The organism is Nostoc paludosum FACHB-159 (genome assembly GCF_014698835.1).
Classification (GTDB): Bacteria; Cyanobacteriota; Cyanobacteriia; order Cyanobacteriales; family Nostocaceae; genus Nostoc; species Nostoc paludosum.
On the sequence record NZ_JACJTU010000034.1, the window covers coordinates 37119 to 53378 of the forward strand.

Sequence of the window (16260 nt, forward strand, 5' to 3'; positions counted from 1 at the left end):
AAATGCATTTAATATTTAATCTTTCTTCAAACAGCCCCAGCCTCAAATTGAGTTTGGGACTAGGGCGTATTTATTTTGACGCTCAACAAGCTGCTTTACAAAAGTTAATTGCTAATACAGCAGATTCCAACTTGATGAGGTACAAACCAATGTTTTTAAACGCAAAGGGTCGCAGAGTCAAGCGCAGAGGTACACAGAGGTTTTCTTAGTTACGCATTAATAAAATGGTGTACTGACTAATTACATCAGGAGATTAGGAAGTGCTATTTTTATCTGAAACACGTTGTAACTTTGTAGAGTCAATGACAATTATTATACCAATACGCAATTAAGCAACACGTCCTTGGTGAAGACGCGATGAACCCTTGTCTCTACAAGTCTGGATTCTGGATTCTGAATTCTGAATTCTTAGCTTACTTTTTTACTAAAAAATATGCTGTAGCATAATCAGGTAATTGGCTGACATACTGCCCAAATTCTTTTTGATTCTTAAAAATGCCTGCCAAAAAATCGAGCTGATAAAGATTGGGTAAAAATGCTCCGCCTGTATCAGCCATTACTCCCATTTGCAGATGTTTGCGCCCTCCCCTAGTCTGCTCAATGACAATCACTTTACCTAAACCAACATTCAGAACATCTCCAGCAAAGGTAACTCCTGGTTTGATGGAAATTTTGGCATCTATTTTGTACCCATACCCTTTAATGGCATCAACTTCTCTAAAGTACCAATAACGCTTTTGTGCTGTTGGTTTTAATCCCCGGATATAAGCCATACCATTATTTCTGTCTACATTAAAAAATGCCTTATATCCATCCGTAAAATTAATCAGAACTGTTCCCTGCATCAGGGCTTCTTCTAAGCCAGTTCTGGTTAGATAAGCAAGACTTTGAACTTTGCCAAATTCTCTACCGCCTGGTTCGTAAATACCTGATAGAACATCTTGTTTTGTGTATTTAGTGTAGAACTTATCGGTATTAGAGTTGTCTTTGAGGCTATAAATTCCTGTATTGAAAGTAGAAGTTTTCTTCCGAGAACCAGTGTGAGTAAAAACTGCGTATTTAGTAATTCTTAATTGTTTTTGTTGTTTATTTTTGGGGTTGTAGGCAGTCCATTTAATAACTCTAAAATTGTCATTGATAAACTTAGGGTCTTGTAACCTAGTGGCTCGACCATTAGAAATATCTTCTTTTAAAATAGCACTCATGAAGTCCAAGGTTTGGAGGACATCTTGGACAGTAACTCCTTGAGTAGCAAGCACTCCTGTACGCTGAATATCTGGGTCTTGGGAAGCGTAGTCTTGAAAATATTTTCTAGTATTGACGAGAACAGTTAATAAATCTTTCTGATTGAAGTTAACCTTATTACCTGGTAGTTTGACTGAAGAAAAAACTTGGTTGCCTGGAACGCTATATTTATATTTTTTAAATTCATCAACAACTGGATAGGGTGTAGATGCGGCTAATAAATTCTGTGGAGATGAAGGAGCATTTTGTTTGTCTATTTTTTCTTCAGTAACAAAAGAATTTTGAAACGTTTGATTTGAAGTCAAAGAAATATGTGGTTGAAGTGAACCAGAATTTTCTTGTTGAGTAAAGCTTTGTTCTTGTGGGGCTATCTGTTTAGTTTTTGATTGAGTGTATAGATAGCTACTGGCTAAGCTGACAAGCATTAAACCAGCAGAACCTACTGTCAGCCGGAATTTTTGGTTAAATAATACCATTTGGGGTTTAAGATTTTAAATTTTGAATTATAGCAGGCAACAGGCAATAGGCAATGGGCAAGAGGGTTGCGAAAGTTTTTTGGTATCTGGGTTTTCTGGTAAGCTTATGTCCTAAACTATGCTTTAACCACTTTATCCAAGAGTGAGGAAATCAGCTTTTTGTGATTTGTCTGTCGCAATGATTTTTAAAATTGCTGGAAAAGAAATTTTTATTGTTTGTTATTATTTTCAACTTTTAATTTTGAATTGTTTACGTTTCTATCACCTCACGCACTAACTGTGCCAATTTTTCGGCACTATCGGGAACTGCGATCGCTTTGGCTTTTTCCCCCATCTTGGCTAACTCTAGGGGTGAGTGCAATAAGTTCAACACATTACTTTGCAATTCTTCTGGTGTCAACTGCGATTGCTTGAGGGTTATCGCCGCACCAGCTTTGGTGAATACTTCCGCATTGTAGGATTGATGGTCTTCTGCGGCAAAGGGATAAGGAATCAAAATCGCTGGTGTTCCACACACTGCCAATTCTGTCAAGCTACCGGCACCAGAACGACTAATGGCAATAGTCGCCCGCCGCAACAATGCCGCCATATTGTTGTAAAAAGGTAAGGCAATGTATTGTGGATGTTTGAGAGTATCTGCTTCGGGATCGCGATCGCCAGTCAAGTGTACTACATAAGCCCCAGCATCGAACCAAGCATTTGCCGCTTCACGCACTAATTTATTGATACCAACGGCACCTTGGCTACCACCAAAGACGACAATTAAAGGAACATTTTCGGGAATAGCTAAATCCAGCGGCGCATTGATTCCACCATCTAGGAATTGCGCTCTCACAGGAGTGCCAACGCAGACATTTTTGGCACGGGGTAAATACTTAGCGGCGACTTCAAATCCCAAGGCTACCACACTACACCAAGGGCCAAAAAAGCGAGTTACTTTACCTGGCAAGGCATTAGATTCGTGGAAAATCACGGGTAACCCAACCGAACGCGCCGCAATTACCGCAGGGCCAGCAATATAACCCCCTGTGGTAAACACTCCTTGAAAATTTCCCTGTTTGAGAATTCGCCTGACTTGGAAAATCGAACCCGCGAGTCTAGCTAAAGTGCGAAGCGAAGCAATGCTAAACCCTTGCTGAAACCCTTCAACTGCAATAGTATTCAAGGGATACTCTTTAGGGACAAGTTCAGTTTCTAGCCGATTGGGTACTCCCAGCCACTCTATTTGATAATCTGGCAGTTTTTCGGCTAGTGCGATCGCTGGAAACAAATGTCCACCAGTTCCACTGGCAGCTATTAATAATTTGATTGGTGTGTTTGCCATCAAACCTCTACCGTTTAGCGTCTAGGTTAACTAAGATAAAGCAATTTCCTTACCTTCTCTAATCAAATCAGTAAACTCTTACCAATGAGTAACATTTTAGTGAAACGCAAACTTAGATTATCAACCAGCATCGGGCTGATTTCATTCCTGCTGACACTCGGTTTAACAAGTGCTTGGCAAGCCACTCAAGCCAGTACACCACAGCAATTAGCCCAAGCAACTACAGCCCAAAATGCACCAGCCGAACTGAAAAACTTGTTGACACAAGTTGATGCTGCTGCAAGCAAAGGCGATGCCAAAGGCGTGTTACAGTTTTACGCCCCCAATTTCACTCACGGAGATGGGTTAAATCTCCAAACCTTGGAAAAGTCGCTGGTTTCACTTTGGCAAAGATATCCTAAATTGCAATACAGTACTAAATTACTGTCTGCAAAATCTGAGGGTAACGCCATTATCGCCGAAACAGAAACTAAAATAATCGGCTCACCCTCCGCTAACAGTAAGAATTTGGCTCTTGATGCCACAATTAAATCACGTCAGCGTGTCGTTGGTGGAAAAATTGTCCGCCAAGACATTTTATCAGAACGCACGCAACTTACCTCTGGAACCAACCCGCCGCAAGTTGATATTAAATTGCCACAGCAAGTAAAAGTTGGACAGAAGTATAATTTTGATGCGATCGTTAAAGAACCACTTGGGGATGATTTTCTCTTAGGAACAGCACTAGAGGAACCCATTCGACCAGATAAATATCTCAGCCCTACATCCGTGGATTTACAATTACTCACATCTGGTGGAGTGTTTAAAGAAGGACAAGCACCATCTATTCCTGGGAACCAATGGGTTTCTGCCGTCATCCTCCGGGGTAATGGAATGACGATGGTAACTCAGCGCCTGCAAGTGGTGAAAAAGTAGAGACGCGATTCATCCCCCTTGTAGAGACGCGATGAATCGCGTCTGTTAACAGTTAGTGCGCTAGGCTACTACTAGCGTACTAGAAATATTGATGTCGGTTACCTTGAATCCATCGTTATTACGTTCATTAAAGCCTTTGGCGAGTAGCGATCGCTCTTTGATTCTCGGATAAAATAAATTTCTTTGCAATTGCCTATTGCCCATTGCCTATTGCCTGTTCCCTACTATACCTGAGACTGTAACAATGTAACAATAGCGATCGCAACCCAACAATTCATCATCACCAGTGAACGCACCTACTAACGTCTCCGCGCAAACTCAAAATCGCAAAGCAGATCACATTCGCATTTGCTTAGAAGAAGATGTTCAGTGTCATGAAGTCACCAACGGACTAGAACGCTATCGCTTCACCCATTGTTGCTTACCAGAACTAGATTACACCGACATTGATATCAGTACAAATTTTTTGGGTAAACACCTCGGCGCACCTTTATTAATTTCTTCCATGACTGGCGGAACCGAACAAGCAGGAATGATTAATCAACGCTTGGCCGAAGTCGCCCAACACTACAAAATTGCAATGGGTGTAGGTTCCCAGCGAGTAGCCGTGGAAAAACCCCAGGTAGCTGATACTTTTGCTGTTCGCAAATATGCGCCGGATGTTCTACTATTTGCTAACTTGGGGGCTGTGCAACTTAACTATAAATATGGCTTGGATCAATGTCTGCGGGTAGTCGATATTCTAGAAGCTGATGCGTTGATTTTACACATTAACCCCCTGCAAGAGTGCATTCAACCAAAAGGTGATATTAATTTTAAAGGTTTAATTGACAATATTTCTAAAGTATGTTCTAAAATGCCAGTACCAGTAATTGCCAAAGAAGTGGGTAATGGCATTTCAGCTGCGATCGCCAAGAAACTTTTAGATGCTGGAGTCACAGCCATTGATGTCGCTGGTGCGGGTGGTACTTCCTGGGCGAAAGTGGAAAGCGAACGAGCTGAAAATGCCTTGCAACGTCGCTTGGGGAGAACATTTGCCGATTGGGGTTTACCGACAGCAGAGTGCATTACGAGTATTCGAGCCATCGCCCCGGATGTGCCATTAATTGCTTCGGGAGGATTGCGTCATGGACTAGATGCAGCAATGGCGATCGCTTTAGGAGCAGATATCGCCGGTTTCGCAATGCCCTTCCTGAAAGCAGCAGCAGTATCACAGACAGCAGTAGCCGAACTAGCTGAAGTATTAATTGCTGAAATAACTACAGTATTATTTTGTACTGGTAATGCTACTTTGTCTCAGTTAAAGCACTCTGGTAGTTTACAGCACATAGAATAAATTTAATACCAATTCTGGCGTTGCTGAATTTGAATACGAAATGTAAAAATCAACTATCCTATAATCTTAAATCGCCACTAACGCCACTAAACTGATGATTGAAGTTGAGCATCTGAGTAAAATATACGGTTCTACCCCAGCGATTACTGATGTCACTTTTAACGTGGAACCAGGGGAAATTTTAGGGCTGCTGGGGCCGAATGGCGCTGGTAAAACCACAACTATGCGGATTCTAGCTGGTTATTTACCGGCAACCGATGGCAATGCCCGCATTGCTGGTTATGATGTCCATGAAAATTCCCTGGCTGTGCGCCAAAGAATTGGTTATTTACCGGAAACGCCACCGTTATATCCAGAAATGACGGTGGAGGCATTTTTGCATTTTGTCGCCCAAATTAAAGGAGTTCCAGCAGGCGATCGCAATCAGAAGGTAACAGGGGCGATCGAACGCTGTAATTTAGAAGATAAGCGGCGGGTAATTATTCGCAAACTTTCTAAAGGATATCGCCAACGGGTGGGAATTGCTCAAGCGATCGTCCACGATCCTCCAGCAATCATCCTCGATGAACCTACCGTGGGACTAGATCCAAGGCAAATAATTGAAGTGCGGAATTTAATTAAAAGTCTCGCTGGTACTCACACAATTATTCTCTCTACACACATTCTCCCAGAAGTGAGTATGACTTGCAGCCGTGTTGCCATCATTAATCGCGGTAAAGTAGTCGCAACTAATACACCAGAAAATTTGATGACCCAGTTGACAGGCGGTTCAGGGTATGAAGTGGAAATAGAAGGAGAAGCCGCCCTAGCGAAACAAGTATTACAAAATATTGCGGGCGTGAGTTTGGTAGAATCAATTCCGACAGCGGGAGGTCATCAACCCCAGGCAAATCGGGCTTACCTGCGGGTGATATCCCAACCAGGGAAAGAACCAGGAAAGGATATTGCCACAACCTTAGTACGAGCAGGATTCGGTTTACATGAATTGCGGCGAGTTAACGCTACCTTAGAAGATGTGTTCTTGCAACTGACCACAGAAGAAAAGAATTTAGAAGCAGCCACACAAGGAGAAGCCGCATAAATGGGTGTAGTACTGGGTAATATTATTGCCATTTATCGCCGAGAGTTACAGAGTTATTTTGTATCACCTTTGGCCTATGCGATCGCCAGTGTATTTTGGTTCGTCGCTGGATTATTTTTCGTGATGATTTTAGTAGGGCCAAATGGCATTTTTGCAGCAGCAGCGACAATCGATGGACAAGCGCAACAAGGGTTATCAACACCAACAATAGATTTCGCCTACGAATTTGTGCGAGCATTTTTGGATTCAATGGGTGGGTTGCTGTTATTTATCCTGCCAATTCTCTCAATGGGACTTTATGCCGAAGAACGTAAGCGGGGCACTTTAGAATTATTAGCTACGTCACCAATCACCAATTGGACGGTAGCTGTAGGTAAGTTATTAGGTGTGGTAACGTTTTTTATCACAATGATTGTGCCTGTGCTAGTGTTAGAAGCATTTGCCATCAGTGGAGCAAATCCACCAATGACGCCCTCAATTCCCTTAGTGGGTCATTTTGGCTTAATCTTACTCGCAGGGGCAATCTTATCTTTAGGAATGTTTATTTCCTCATTAACAGACAGCACAATTCTGTCTGCTGTTCTCACCTTTGCAGTAATATTATTACTGTTATTTTTTGATACGATCGCCAAAAATATCCCTGGGCCTGTAGGTGAAGCCTTAGGTTATCTATCGTTACTGAAACATTACAACACCTTCATTCAAGGAATTTTCGATACCAGCGCTTTGATTTTATTTGCCAGTTACATTTTTTTGGGCATCTTTCTCACAGCTCAATCCATTGATGCACTGCGCTTTCAAAGACAGTAGTCATCTGAGTTATGAGTTAAAAGTTAGGAGTGAAGAGTTAAAACTATAAACTTCTAACTCCTAGTAATCACAATCAGTTATGAGTTAAAAATTAGGAATGAACAATTAAAACTATAAACTTCTAACTCCTAACTCCTAACTCCTAATTCCTAACTCCTAATTCCTAACTCCTCACTTCAGTTTAATTAATATGAAGATAGTTGCAAAGAAAAAACTGTGGAAATATCTGTTTTGGCTAGGCCCATTCTTAATTACTGTGGGGTTAACAGTCGGGTTAGTCTCTGAACAGTGGGGATTAATTTCACTAGCATTCTTGATTGCGGGAATTACCATTATTGGGTCGTGGATAATATGGCAAAGCTACCAAACGAATTTATGGAAGCGCCGTTCTACCCAAGCTGGAACTAACGCCTTAGTGGCAACTCTAGCACTATTAACAATTTTGGGATTAATTAACTTTTTGGGAACTCGCTATAACTTCCGGGCAGATTTAACAGAAACTCAATTATTCACCCTTGCACCTCAGTCGCGGGAATTGGTGAAATCCCTGCCACAGCCAGTAAAAATCTGGGTATTTGATATTAACCAGAATCCCCAAGACGTGCAATTATTAGAAAATTATCGTCGGCAAAGCTCAAAGTTTAATTTTGAATATGTCGATCCCCAACTTAAACCAGGACTAGCAGAAAAAATTGGTGCAAAAGATTATGGCGAAGTTTACCTAGAATATGGGGATAAAAGAGAATTAATCCAAACACTCAATCAAACTGAACGTCTTTCAGAAATCAAATTAACTAGTCGGCTACAAAAACTAACAAGTTCAACAACAACCAAAATTTACTTACTCCAAGGTCATGGCGAAAGCCAACTTTCACCAGCTAAAGGTGCAATATCACAAGCAATTGAGGGATTAAAAGATAAAAATTACATAACAGAACCGCTGAGTCTAGTAGAAAACCCGAAAGTTCCTCAAGATGCAGCTGTAGTCATAGTCTCTAGCCCCAAGCGGGGACTGTTTGAAGCCGAAGTCAAAGCTTTGCAAGAATATCTTAATCGAGGTGGTAACTTGCTGCTGATGATCGATCCTAATACCGATCCCAAACTTGACAGCTTGCTAAAAGAGTGGGGCGTTCGTTTGGATAATCGTTTAGCAGTAGATGTTTCAAGTGAAAACGTCGTGGGACTTGGTCCTGCTGCACCTTTGGTGACAGAATACGGACAACATCCCATTACCAAAGATTTCCGCAACGATATTTCTTTTTATCCCATTGCCCGACCTCTGGAAATTACATCTGTACCCGGTATCGAAGCCACTCCTCTACTGCGAACCAAACAGTATCCACTTAGCTGGGCAGAAAGCGACCTAGAAAGCGAAAAATTGGAATTTAATCCAGATAAAGACCTCAAAGGGCCTCTCACCTTAGGCGTTGCCTTAACAAGAAAACAAACACCCAAATCTAGTTCCCCTACAGCGACACCTACGCCCCTACCATCACCAACTACCCAAAACAAAACTTCACCCACACCTACATCGCTACCATCACCAACTACCCAAAACAAAACTTCACCCACACCTACATCGCTACCATCACCAACTACCCAAAACAAAACTTCACCCACCCCCTCATCTCCCCCCTCTCCCTCATCTCAAACACCTACCGAGTCAAGGTTGGTCGTTTTCGGAAACTCCAACTTTGCCACCGATGGCTTGTTTGATAGGCAACTAAATGGAGATGTATTTCTCAACTCAGTTACTTGGCTCAATCAACAAGATAAGCAACCCCTTTCTATTCGCCCCAAAGAACCAAAAAATCGCCGGATAAGTCTAACAACTACCCAAGCCAATGTTTTAACATTGTCATCTTTATTACTTTTACCCCTCAGCGGATTTGCGGCAGCAGTTCTTCTCTGGTGGAAACGAAGGTAAAAAGGGAGTCGCCAGTGCGGGAGGCACAGGGGCAGAGGAGACCATTCAAAATTCTTGCATTAAAGAACTTCTGCCTCCTGCCTCCTGCCTCCTGCCTCCTGCCTCCTGCCCAATGCCCAATAACAAATTAAAAAAATGAAATTGCCACGAACAACTTTAATTTTGGTATTACTAGCGCTGGGTTTAGGCAGTTTTGTTTACTTCTATGAAATTAAAGGTGCCACTCAGCGACAAGAAATTAAAGAGCAAAAGCAGCAAATTTTCTCTTTTGCCGAAGATGATGTGCAGGCTTTAACAGTAAAGACAAAAAAACTCACTCTGAATTTGGAACGTAGCAATCAATCTAATAACCCCAAATGGCTAATTAAATCTCCAATATCAGAACCAGCAAATGACGCTATTGTTTCTTATTTGATGGATTTGTTGGTTAAAGGTAACAGCGAGCGCACTTTGCCAACTCCAGCAAGTCAACTTGGACAATTCGGTTTAGATCAACCACAAGCAACTATTAATATTACCCTGAAAAATCAGCAAAGGCATCAATTAATTTTAGGAAAACATAACTTTAACGGCTTTCTTCTATATGCTCAAACTGACCCAGTGACAAAACCCGATGGCAATGTAAATGTGCTATTGGTACCTATAGATTTTGAAAAGGCCGTAGATCGGGAATTATCCGAGTGGAAACAATCCGAAAGTAATGTTAAATCAACACCTTTGCCAAGCAATCTGCCTCTACCGACTCCGACAAATGCCAAATAGGCAATCATAGAGTTCTCCTGTCTGTTAATATAACCTTCAATAGTGGCTAACAATTGTTAGCCCCTACTTCAAATATGGCTATTTTTTCTAAGTTATACAAATTTTAAAAAAGATTACGAAAGATGAATTTACTAAACTCCGATTCAAAATCCTATTTGTAATCTAAAATCTAAAATCTAAAATCTAAAATTATATGACCAATCCGACAGCAACATTGCTAATTTCGTGCCCCGATCGCCGGGGATTAGTGGCGAAATTTGCCAATTTCATCTATTCTAATGGAGGTAATATTATCCATACAGATCAGCACACAGATTTTGCTGCTGGGTTATTCCTCACCCGCATTGAGTGGCAGTTAGATGGATTCAATTTACCGCGAGAGTTTATTGCACCGGCTTTTAATGCGATCGCTCAACCTCTAGGTGCTAAATGGGAACTACATTTTTCTGATACTATACCCCGTATTGCTATTTGGGTAAGTCGCCAAGACCATTGTTTATTTGACTTGATTTGGCGGCAACGTGCCAAAGAATTTCTTGCTGAAATTCCTTTAATTATCAGCAATCATTTTAGTTTAAAAGGAGTGGCCGAGCAATTCGGTATCGACTACAAACATATTCCCATTACTAAAGAAAACAAACCCGAACAAGAAGCCCAACAATTAGAATTACTCCGCCAATACAAAATCGATTTAGTTGTATTAGCGAAATATATGCAGATTGTAAGCGCAGATTTTATTAAACAATTTCCGCAAATTATTAATATTCATCACTCATTTTTACCAGCTTTTATAGGAGCAAATCCCTATCACCGAGCTTTTGAACGGGGTGTCAAAATTATTGGTGCAACTGCTCATTATGCCACTGCTGATTTAGATGCAGGGCCAATTATCGAACAGGATGTGGTGCGAGTCAGCCATCGCGATGAAGTGGAAGATTTGGTGAGAAAGGGCAAAGATTTAGAGCGAGTTGTATTAGCAAGAGCAGTGCGATCGCACTTACAAAATCGTGTCTTAGTCTATGGTAATCGGACAGTAGTATTTGAGTGATATTTTGGATATCTCAAACAATACTACTTGTCCCAATTTGCTATCACTTGAGTGGATCGTGCCCCCAATTTTTTAAAGAGTAGTACCAGCGTGTGTGTTTCACATCACCCGAAGGTTGCTGTGCGCTGTGACGGTGAACGTAACTAACAACTTTCTTCATGTGCGATAAATCATCGTCGCTGTAGTCATCTTTTTTGTCTAACAATTCGATAATATGCCGTCCGGATTTATGACCAATTGACTCGTCGTCGCCATCTTTTTGTCCTACACTTTGTGACTCATCCGTATCTAGCCAAGCCTCTAGTTCCTTGGATGTCATATTGACAGCTTGGTGAAACTCGTCAATCACTGATTTCACATTTTTACTCATGGCTGAGCATTACTCCTCTACTTTTTTCAAAGCATCAGGCTTGTGAGCAGCCTCTTTTCCTGTCTTATTGCTTTCGACTATGTACTGGGGGTTATCTTCACTAGCTGCGACATGGTGCTTTTTAATATCTGTTGGTGAGGTGACTTTCTTCACTACTTCGCCAGTTGTCTCGCCTTGTGAAGTTTTCCATTCAACGCGATCGCCTTTTTTAAATTCCTCAGCCATAATCATCTCTTGTTTGATGTTTTATACTTCCTCTCGTTACATTCTGTCTGCGATTTCAAAAGCAGCCATCATTCTATTGATAGATAAAACATGTGGTATTAAGCTATATCTTTTGGTTAGGGAAGAGGGATAGCCAACTACTAAATAAAAACATCTGCAAAAATTTTCAAGCTTTTGGGTAGCTAGTTTTGCAGATGTTTAATAAACTTAAATGGCATTAAATTAGATGCTGATACTATTAGTAACAAGCCTTGGTTTGAGGTAGTTATATTTTATTAAACGACTCTTATTGTTTAACTCAATTTTACGTTCTACCTCGTTCAAATCTTGTTGGAATGTAACTAAAATTTGTTGAGCTTCTGGGTCTGGAAAGTTATTATCATAGTAGCCTAATCTGTCATAACGGTAAGCTGAGAGAATGAATAAAATTGACAATTGATCGGCTGTTTGCTTCGGTGGTGGCAGAAATGATAATAGGCTTTTGCGGTCAGGAATAGTACCTTCTGATGTCATTTGTTTATAACCAGCAAGGGGCATATTCGGCATGAAGGTCATATATTCATATTGTGGGTAGTTAACAGCAGCGTGTTGCGGCCCACAAGTGAACATTACCGCAGTAGCAATGTCAATTAATTGTTCTAATTTTTCAATGCGATCGGGAACACCTTTAACTCGTCCGCCTGATTGAGAAACTAGTTCCTGCGCCCAAGCTTGTAATTCAAAGTCTGCTCTCAAATCTTCGGGAGTTTTGTAGTATAACTTCAAATATTCAGACACAAAGTTTTTAATGGCATTCCACAATAGCATTCCATCGTCTCGATAGGGATAGTGAGGCAATTTTTCTGCATCATCTACACCGCGATTTTTGATTTCCGTGGGTAAGGCAAACTGATCCAAGCTCCATTCTTTATAGGCGTTGACAACAATTTGTAATGATTCTTGCAGAGTTCCAGCTAGCAATTCATCAACAGGACCGCCCCTATTAACTAAGCGCTTGCGACCCAAGTCATTATTAGCCAACATGAAACGGAAGTGGGGTTTTAGTAATATGTTAAGAGGATGATTATCAGCTAATTGACGGGCTGTGACAATGGCGAAAGGTTCCATAACAAAGTGAGTTCGACAAAGATGGCTACTCATTTCATGATGGTTAGCATCAGCGATTTGAACGCATAGTTTGGCATGAAACCAAGCCAAAGGATCGTCAAAAGGTGTGATTAATTGGCTTTGTTTGCCGAGTGCGGGATTGAGTTGAATGGCAATAGGTACGAGTTGACCGCGATCGCTAAAACCAGAACTACGCCAACAGAAAAAAGCTAGGGGAGTTGGTAAATACTTTCTACCTCTTTCGTAAGTGCCTCCTTTAACAAATGAAAGTGGTCTGTAATCAGTTATGTATAAATTTCCATTGGCAAGTTTTTCTGCCAAATCGATAGATTCGCCAAATTTTCTTTGTAATTCTTGAATAGTAAACTCAAAGTCCAAAGGCATCTCTTTAATTTGGCGTAAAGCCATAGGATTTGCCCCACACAGGCGTTGTTCACAAAACGAGTCATCAGTTTGGTATGTTTTAATGACATTAGGTTTAGGCAAGACTGGAAAATAATCTTCATAGTCTTGCAATTCATCCAAAGGGTCCCATAAACCACGGGTTTTAACAGCCAACATGTTGATAGGAAGATCTGCCGTTTCTACTGCACGTTCAGCAATATACTTGGTAGAAAAATTTTCGACGGCAGGTACATCTTTAAGCATCGCCATCGGCGGTAAAAAGTCATAATCGAATTCGTATTCTTCTAACTTACGCTCTAAGAAATATTTGCGTTTTGTTGGGTCGGGATCGTTTTGAGGAAGGTATGGTTTCATAACTCTTTATGAAGTTTAAAGTAAGCAAAATAATAAGTAAGCTAACTAGTCAAAACTGAATTAACTAACTCAGCAAGCTTTTTATTGAATTTGATAAACTGTTATTGCCCTTTAAAAGTACTCACGCGATTATTTTTAAAGGATAACTATGTCGTAAATCATCTGATGAAACTTTGATCCAACGCTGAAAAATTAATAAATTTGTAATAATTCATAATGGACTATGTCCCCCTGCACTAACACAATTTAGGAGTCAGAATGAGTCGAAAATCTAGCTTTATATAGTAATTTGTTGTGATTTATTAACTTAATTGCGTGGTGCGTGAAGCCCAGCACAAGGATGGGAGAATCAAGCTTTTATACTTGAAAGAGAGTTTTTTGATGCAAATAAATATGGGTCTATAGAACTAATGATTGAAATCAGATTATTAAGTTTGTGTATTAAAATCTCCTGAATTATTAATTATTAACAGCGTTCATTAAGATTTGTCTGTAAACTGCAAAATCTCTAGTTTGAAACTACTAATGACGAATCAGGATTATTGATTGTTTTTATGCAGAGTATCTATTTTTTGTAAAAATTCTTCACTAATAGCAGGCAATAGGCAATAGGTTTAAAAGTCTGTTGGTTTGGGTGTTTGACGATGAGTTTATGTCCTAACCTAGCTGGCAACTGCTATGTAATCAAATCCCAGTCCCAAAGCGAAGGTGTAGCCGATGGTAGACATGGCGCATAATGAAGAAAGATTAAGCAGATTCTCAGAAAACCTTCAATGAGCAAGACTAGCCTAAATTTAGTTGCAATATCTATCTTTCTCATGACACTATCGGCACTGTTGGGGCCATTCTTCAACTTATCGCCAACAGTACCGGCGCTTGCTACCTTCGCTATTTTGGGAATAGCGACTTTTGACAGCTTTAGCTTACAAGGTAGGGGCGGTACTATCTTTTTAGATTGGATTGCTGGTTTTAACAGCGAACACCGCGATCGCATTATCCACCACGAAGCAGGACATTTCTTAGTTGCTCACCTGTTGGGTATTCCTGTTACCGGCTACACCCTCAGTGCTTGGGAAGCCTGGAAGCAAGGGCAAGGTGGACAAGGCGGCGTTACCTTTGATGATAGTGAATTAGCATCTCAACTAGAAGTTGGTAAAATTAGTGCCCAGATGCTAGATCGCTACTGCACTGTTTGGATGGCGGGTATTGCTGCGGAAACCTTAGTTTTTAATAATGCTGAGGGTGGAGCTGATGATAAAAATAAGTTGATAAAAGTCTTGACAATTTTAGGTTTTTCTGAATCAGTTTATCAACAAAAAATGCGGTTTCATGCCCTGCAAGCAAAAAACCTACTACAAGAAAATTGGTCTAACTATGAAGCTTTAGTTAATGCCATGCGACAACGCAGTTCGGTAGAAGATTGTCGGGAAAAGTTGGGAGTGGGGCACGGGGCATAGGGCATGGGGAGATGGGGAGATAGGGAGATGAGGGGAATAACCAATGCCCAATGCCCAATGCCCAATGCCCAATGCCCATTCCCACTTTTACGAAGAAACAGCCTTCAAATGTGAAACATGAGGTAAATACTTGGAGCCAATAACACGATTACGGCCAGTAGTTTTAGCCTGTAGTAAGCATTGATCGGCACGATTGAGCAGACTTTCTCCTTGCTCGTCATCGTCGGCTTCTAAACAGGCTGTGCCTAAACTAATGGTGATATTAATTGTAAGTTTATTACTGAGTGCAAATGGTTCTTCGCTGACTACACGATTGAGACGGTTGGCTACAATTAGTGCTTCGTCACCGGTAGTGTTAGCCAGAAGAATTACAAATTCTTCACCACCATAGCGAAATGCAGTGTCTTGAAAACGCAGGTTATGTCGTAGACGCTGACACAATAGCTGCAAAAGGCGATCGCCAACTAAATGCCCATAAGTATCGTTAACTTTTTTGAAATGATCTACATCCAAAATAATTAAACTTAGGGAAGTTTTCTGAGTTCTCGCTTTTTTAATCTGCCTGGGTAAATCCCATTCTAAAGCACGGCGATTATTTAATTCTGTTAATGAATCAGCTAAGGCGATCGCTGATAATAAATCATTAGTCCGAATCAAATCTCGGTATTTATGCGCTTTCCGCAAGCCAACGCTCAATTGAGCAAGTATTAGCCCATGATTGGCAGCCAATTCTGCCAAGTTATGCTCTGTTGTTTCATCAATCAGATGCCAAATATAAGCATCGGCTCCTTGCTTTAACACCGCAGCAGTCATTTCTAATTCCCTGTGCCAACCATATTTTTTTCTATCAGTTAGCTGTTGGGGACGATCTTCAAACAGAATACAGTAGATCCACGATAGCTTTGTCTGGTCTTTCAACCAATTGCACAATTCCATACTGCCATCTAAGCTAGCCTGTACAAGTATGATATCTGGAGGTGTCATTTGGATGTGCGACACCGCCTGATTTAGATTATCGATAACTTCTACATTAAAAGCGATCGCATAACGTATCTGATCTGGAAGTGTGTTGCGAAAGTTATTATTTCCAAAAACCAAAATGGAAATATTCATTGCTTTTTTACAGGATTTCAACTTTCAGGAGATTAATTAAAGTAAAACTTGTTGCTCTTGTTACCTAATAATAAATTTACCGAATTGGGCGAAAGTAAAAATTTAAAAACCAAAAAATAAGAAGTAACAATGGTTCCCAGACCATAACTTTATTTCAGGTAATTTTGTTTTTTATTTGAGCTTTTTACTTTTAATAATCATTTCGGCTCACTTATGTTTCTTGCTATATAATTTTTTAACGCTAAATTTAAAAATAACTCTCATTTTTAATCTCCTCTTAAGACTTTCTAGCTATTAGTACGATT

Annotated in this window: 15 protein-coding genes; 8 read left to right on the forward strand and 7 right to left on the reverse strand. The window is 40.5% G+C overall.

The genetic code is table 11. From position 1 onward, the window contains the following. Positions 1–413: 413 nt before the first annotated feature. Positions 414–1721 carry a hypothetical protein gene (locus H6H03_RS27145; RefSeq protein WP_190958161.1) on the reverse strand — a complete coding sequence of 436 codons (1308 nt, stop codon included), beginning with the start codon at positions 1719–1721 and terminating at the stop codon, positions 414–416. A gap of 250 nt (positions 1722–1971) precedes the next feature. Next, a complete protein-coding gene (murG, locus tag H6H03_RS27150) occupies positions 1972–3045 on the reverse strand; it encodes an undecaprenyldiphospho-muramoylpentapeptide beta-N-acetylglucosaminyltransferase (protein ID WP_190958162.1) in 1074 nt (357 codons plus the stop codon). 84 nt (positions 3046–3129) lie between these two features. Between murG and H6H03_RS27155 the strand changes: the two genes are divergently transcribed. After that, positions 3130–3960, forward strand: a complete 831-nt coding sequence (locus H6H03_RS27155) for a nuclear transport factor 2 family protein (RefSeq protein WP_190958163.1) — start codon at positions 3130–3132, stop codon at positions 3958–3960. 60 nt (positions 3961–4020) lie between these two features. Here the strand turns inward: H6H03_RS27155 and H6H03_RS27160 are convergent, their stop codons facing one another. Then, positions 4021–4164 carry a hypothetical protein gene (locus H6H03_RS27160; protein WP_190958164.1) on the reverse strand — a complete coding sequence of 48 codons (144 nt, stop codon included), beginning with the start codon at positions 4162–4164 and terminating at the stop codon, positions 4021–4023. An 82-nt stretch (positions 4165–4246) separates the two neighbouring features. On the opposite strand from H6H03_RS27160, the gene fni reads away from it, so the two are divergent. The 6 genes from fni to purU all read left to right on the forward strand — a co-directional run bounded on the left by fni (position 4247) and on the right by purU (position 10924). Then, positions 4247–5296, forward strand: a complete 1050-nt coding sequence (gene fni / locus H6H03_RS27165; protein WP_190958165.1) for a type 2 isopentenyl-diphosphate Delta-isomerase — start codon at positions 4247–4249, stop codon at positions 5294–5296. A 94-nt stretch (positions 5297–5390) separates the two neighbouring features. Beyond that, positions 5391–6377 (forward strand): ABC transporter ATP-binding protein, encoded by a 987-nt coding sequence (locus H6H03_RS27170; protein ID WP_190958166.1) that lies wholly within the window; start codon positions 5391–5393, stop codon positions 6375–6377. After that, positions 6378–7187: an ABC transporter permease gene (locus tag H6H03_RS27175; RefSeq protein WP_190958167.1), complete on the forward strand. Its 810-nt coding sequence runs from the start codon at positions 6378–6380 to the stop codon at positions 7185–7187. A 190-nt stretch (positions 7188–7377) separates the two neighbouring features. Then, the gene (locus H6H03_RS27180; protein WP_190958168.1) at positions 7378–9114 is read left to right on the forward strand and encodes a GldG family protein; all 1737 of its coding nucleotides are present in this window, start codon (positions 7378–7380) and stop codon (positions 9112–9114) included. Between the two features lie 135 nt (positions 9115–9249). Then, the gene (locus H6H03_RS27185; RefSeq protein ID WP_190958169.1) at positions 9250–9876 is read left to right on the forward strand and encodes a DUF4340 domain-containing protein; all 627 of its coding nucleotides are present in this window, start codon (positions 9250–9252) and stop codon (positions 9874–9876) included. Positions 9877–10069: 193 nt separating this feature from the next. Then, a complete protein-coding gene (gene purU, locus H6H03_RS27190; protein ID WP_190958170.1) occupies positions 10070–10924 on the forward strand; it encodes a formyltetrahydrofolate deformylase in 855 nt (284 codons plus the stop codon). A 43-nt stretch (positions 10925–10967) separates the two neighbouring features. Here purU and H6H03_RS27195 read toward each other — a convergent pair whose 3' ends face one another. From H6H03_RS27195 to H6H03_RS27205, 3 genes are all read right to left on the reverse strand, one after another. Then, the gene (locus H6H03_RS27195) at positions 10968–11294 is read right to left on the reverse strand and encodes a DUF3140 domain-containing protein (RefSeq protein WP_190958171.1); all 327 of its coding nucleotides are present in this window, start codon (positions 11292–11294) and stop codon (positions 10968–10970) included. A 9-nt stretch (positions 11295–11303) separates the two neighbouring features. Continuing rightward, positions 11304–11519: a hypervirulence associated TUDOR domain-containing protein gene (locus H6H03_RS27200; RefSeq protein WP_190958172.1), complete on the reverse strand. Its 216-nt coding sequence runs from the start codon at positions 11517–11519 to the stop codon at positions 11304–11306. Positions 11520–11741: 222 nt separating this feature from the next. After that, the gene (locus H6H03_RS27205) at positions 11742–13385 is read right to left on the reverse strand and encodes a lipoxygenase family protein (RefSeq protein WP_190958173.1); all 1644 of its coding nucleotides are present in this window, start codon (positions 13383–13385) and stop codon (positions 11742–11744) included. A gap of 773 nt (positions 13386–14158) precedes the next feature. Between H6H03_RS27205 and H6H03_RS27210 the strand changes: the two genes are divergently transcribed. Further along, positions 14159–14842, forward strand: a complete 684-nt coding sequence (locus tag H6H03_RS27210) for an ATP-dependent Zn protease (RefSeq protein WP_190958174.1) — start codon at positions 14159–14161, stop codon at positions 14840–14842. Positions 14843–14929: 87 nt separating this feature from the next. On the opposite strand, the gene H6H03_RS27215 is transcribed toward H6H03_RS27210, so the two are convergent. Continuing rightward, positions 14930–15955, reverse strand: a complete 1026-nt coding sequence (locus H6H03_RS27215; RefSeq protein ID WP_190958175.1) for a diguanylate cyclase — start codon at positions 15953–15955, stop codon at positions 14930–14932. Between the last annotated feature and the right edge of the window lie 305 nt (positions 15956–16260).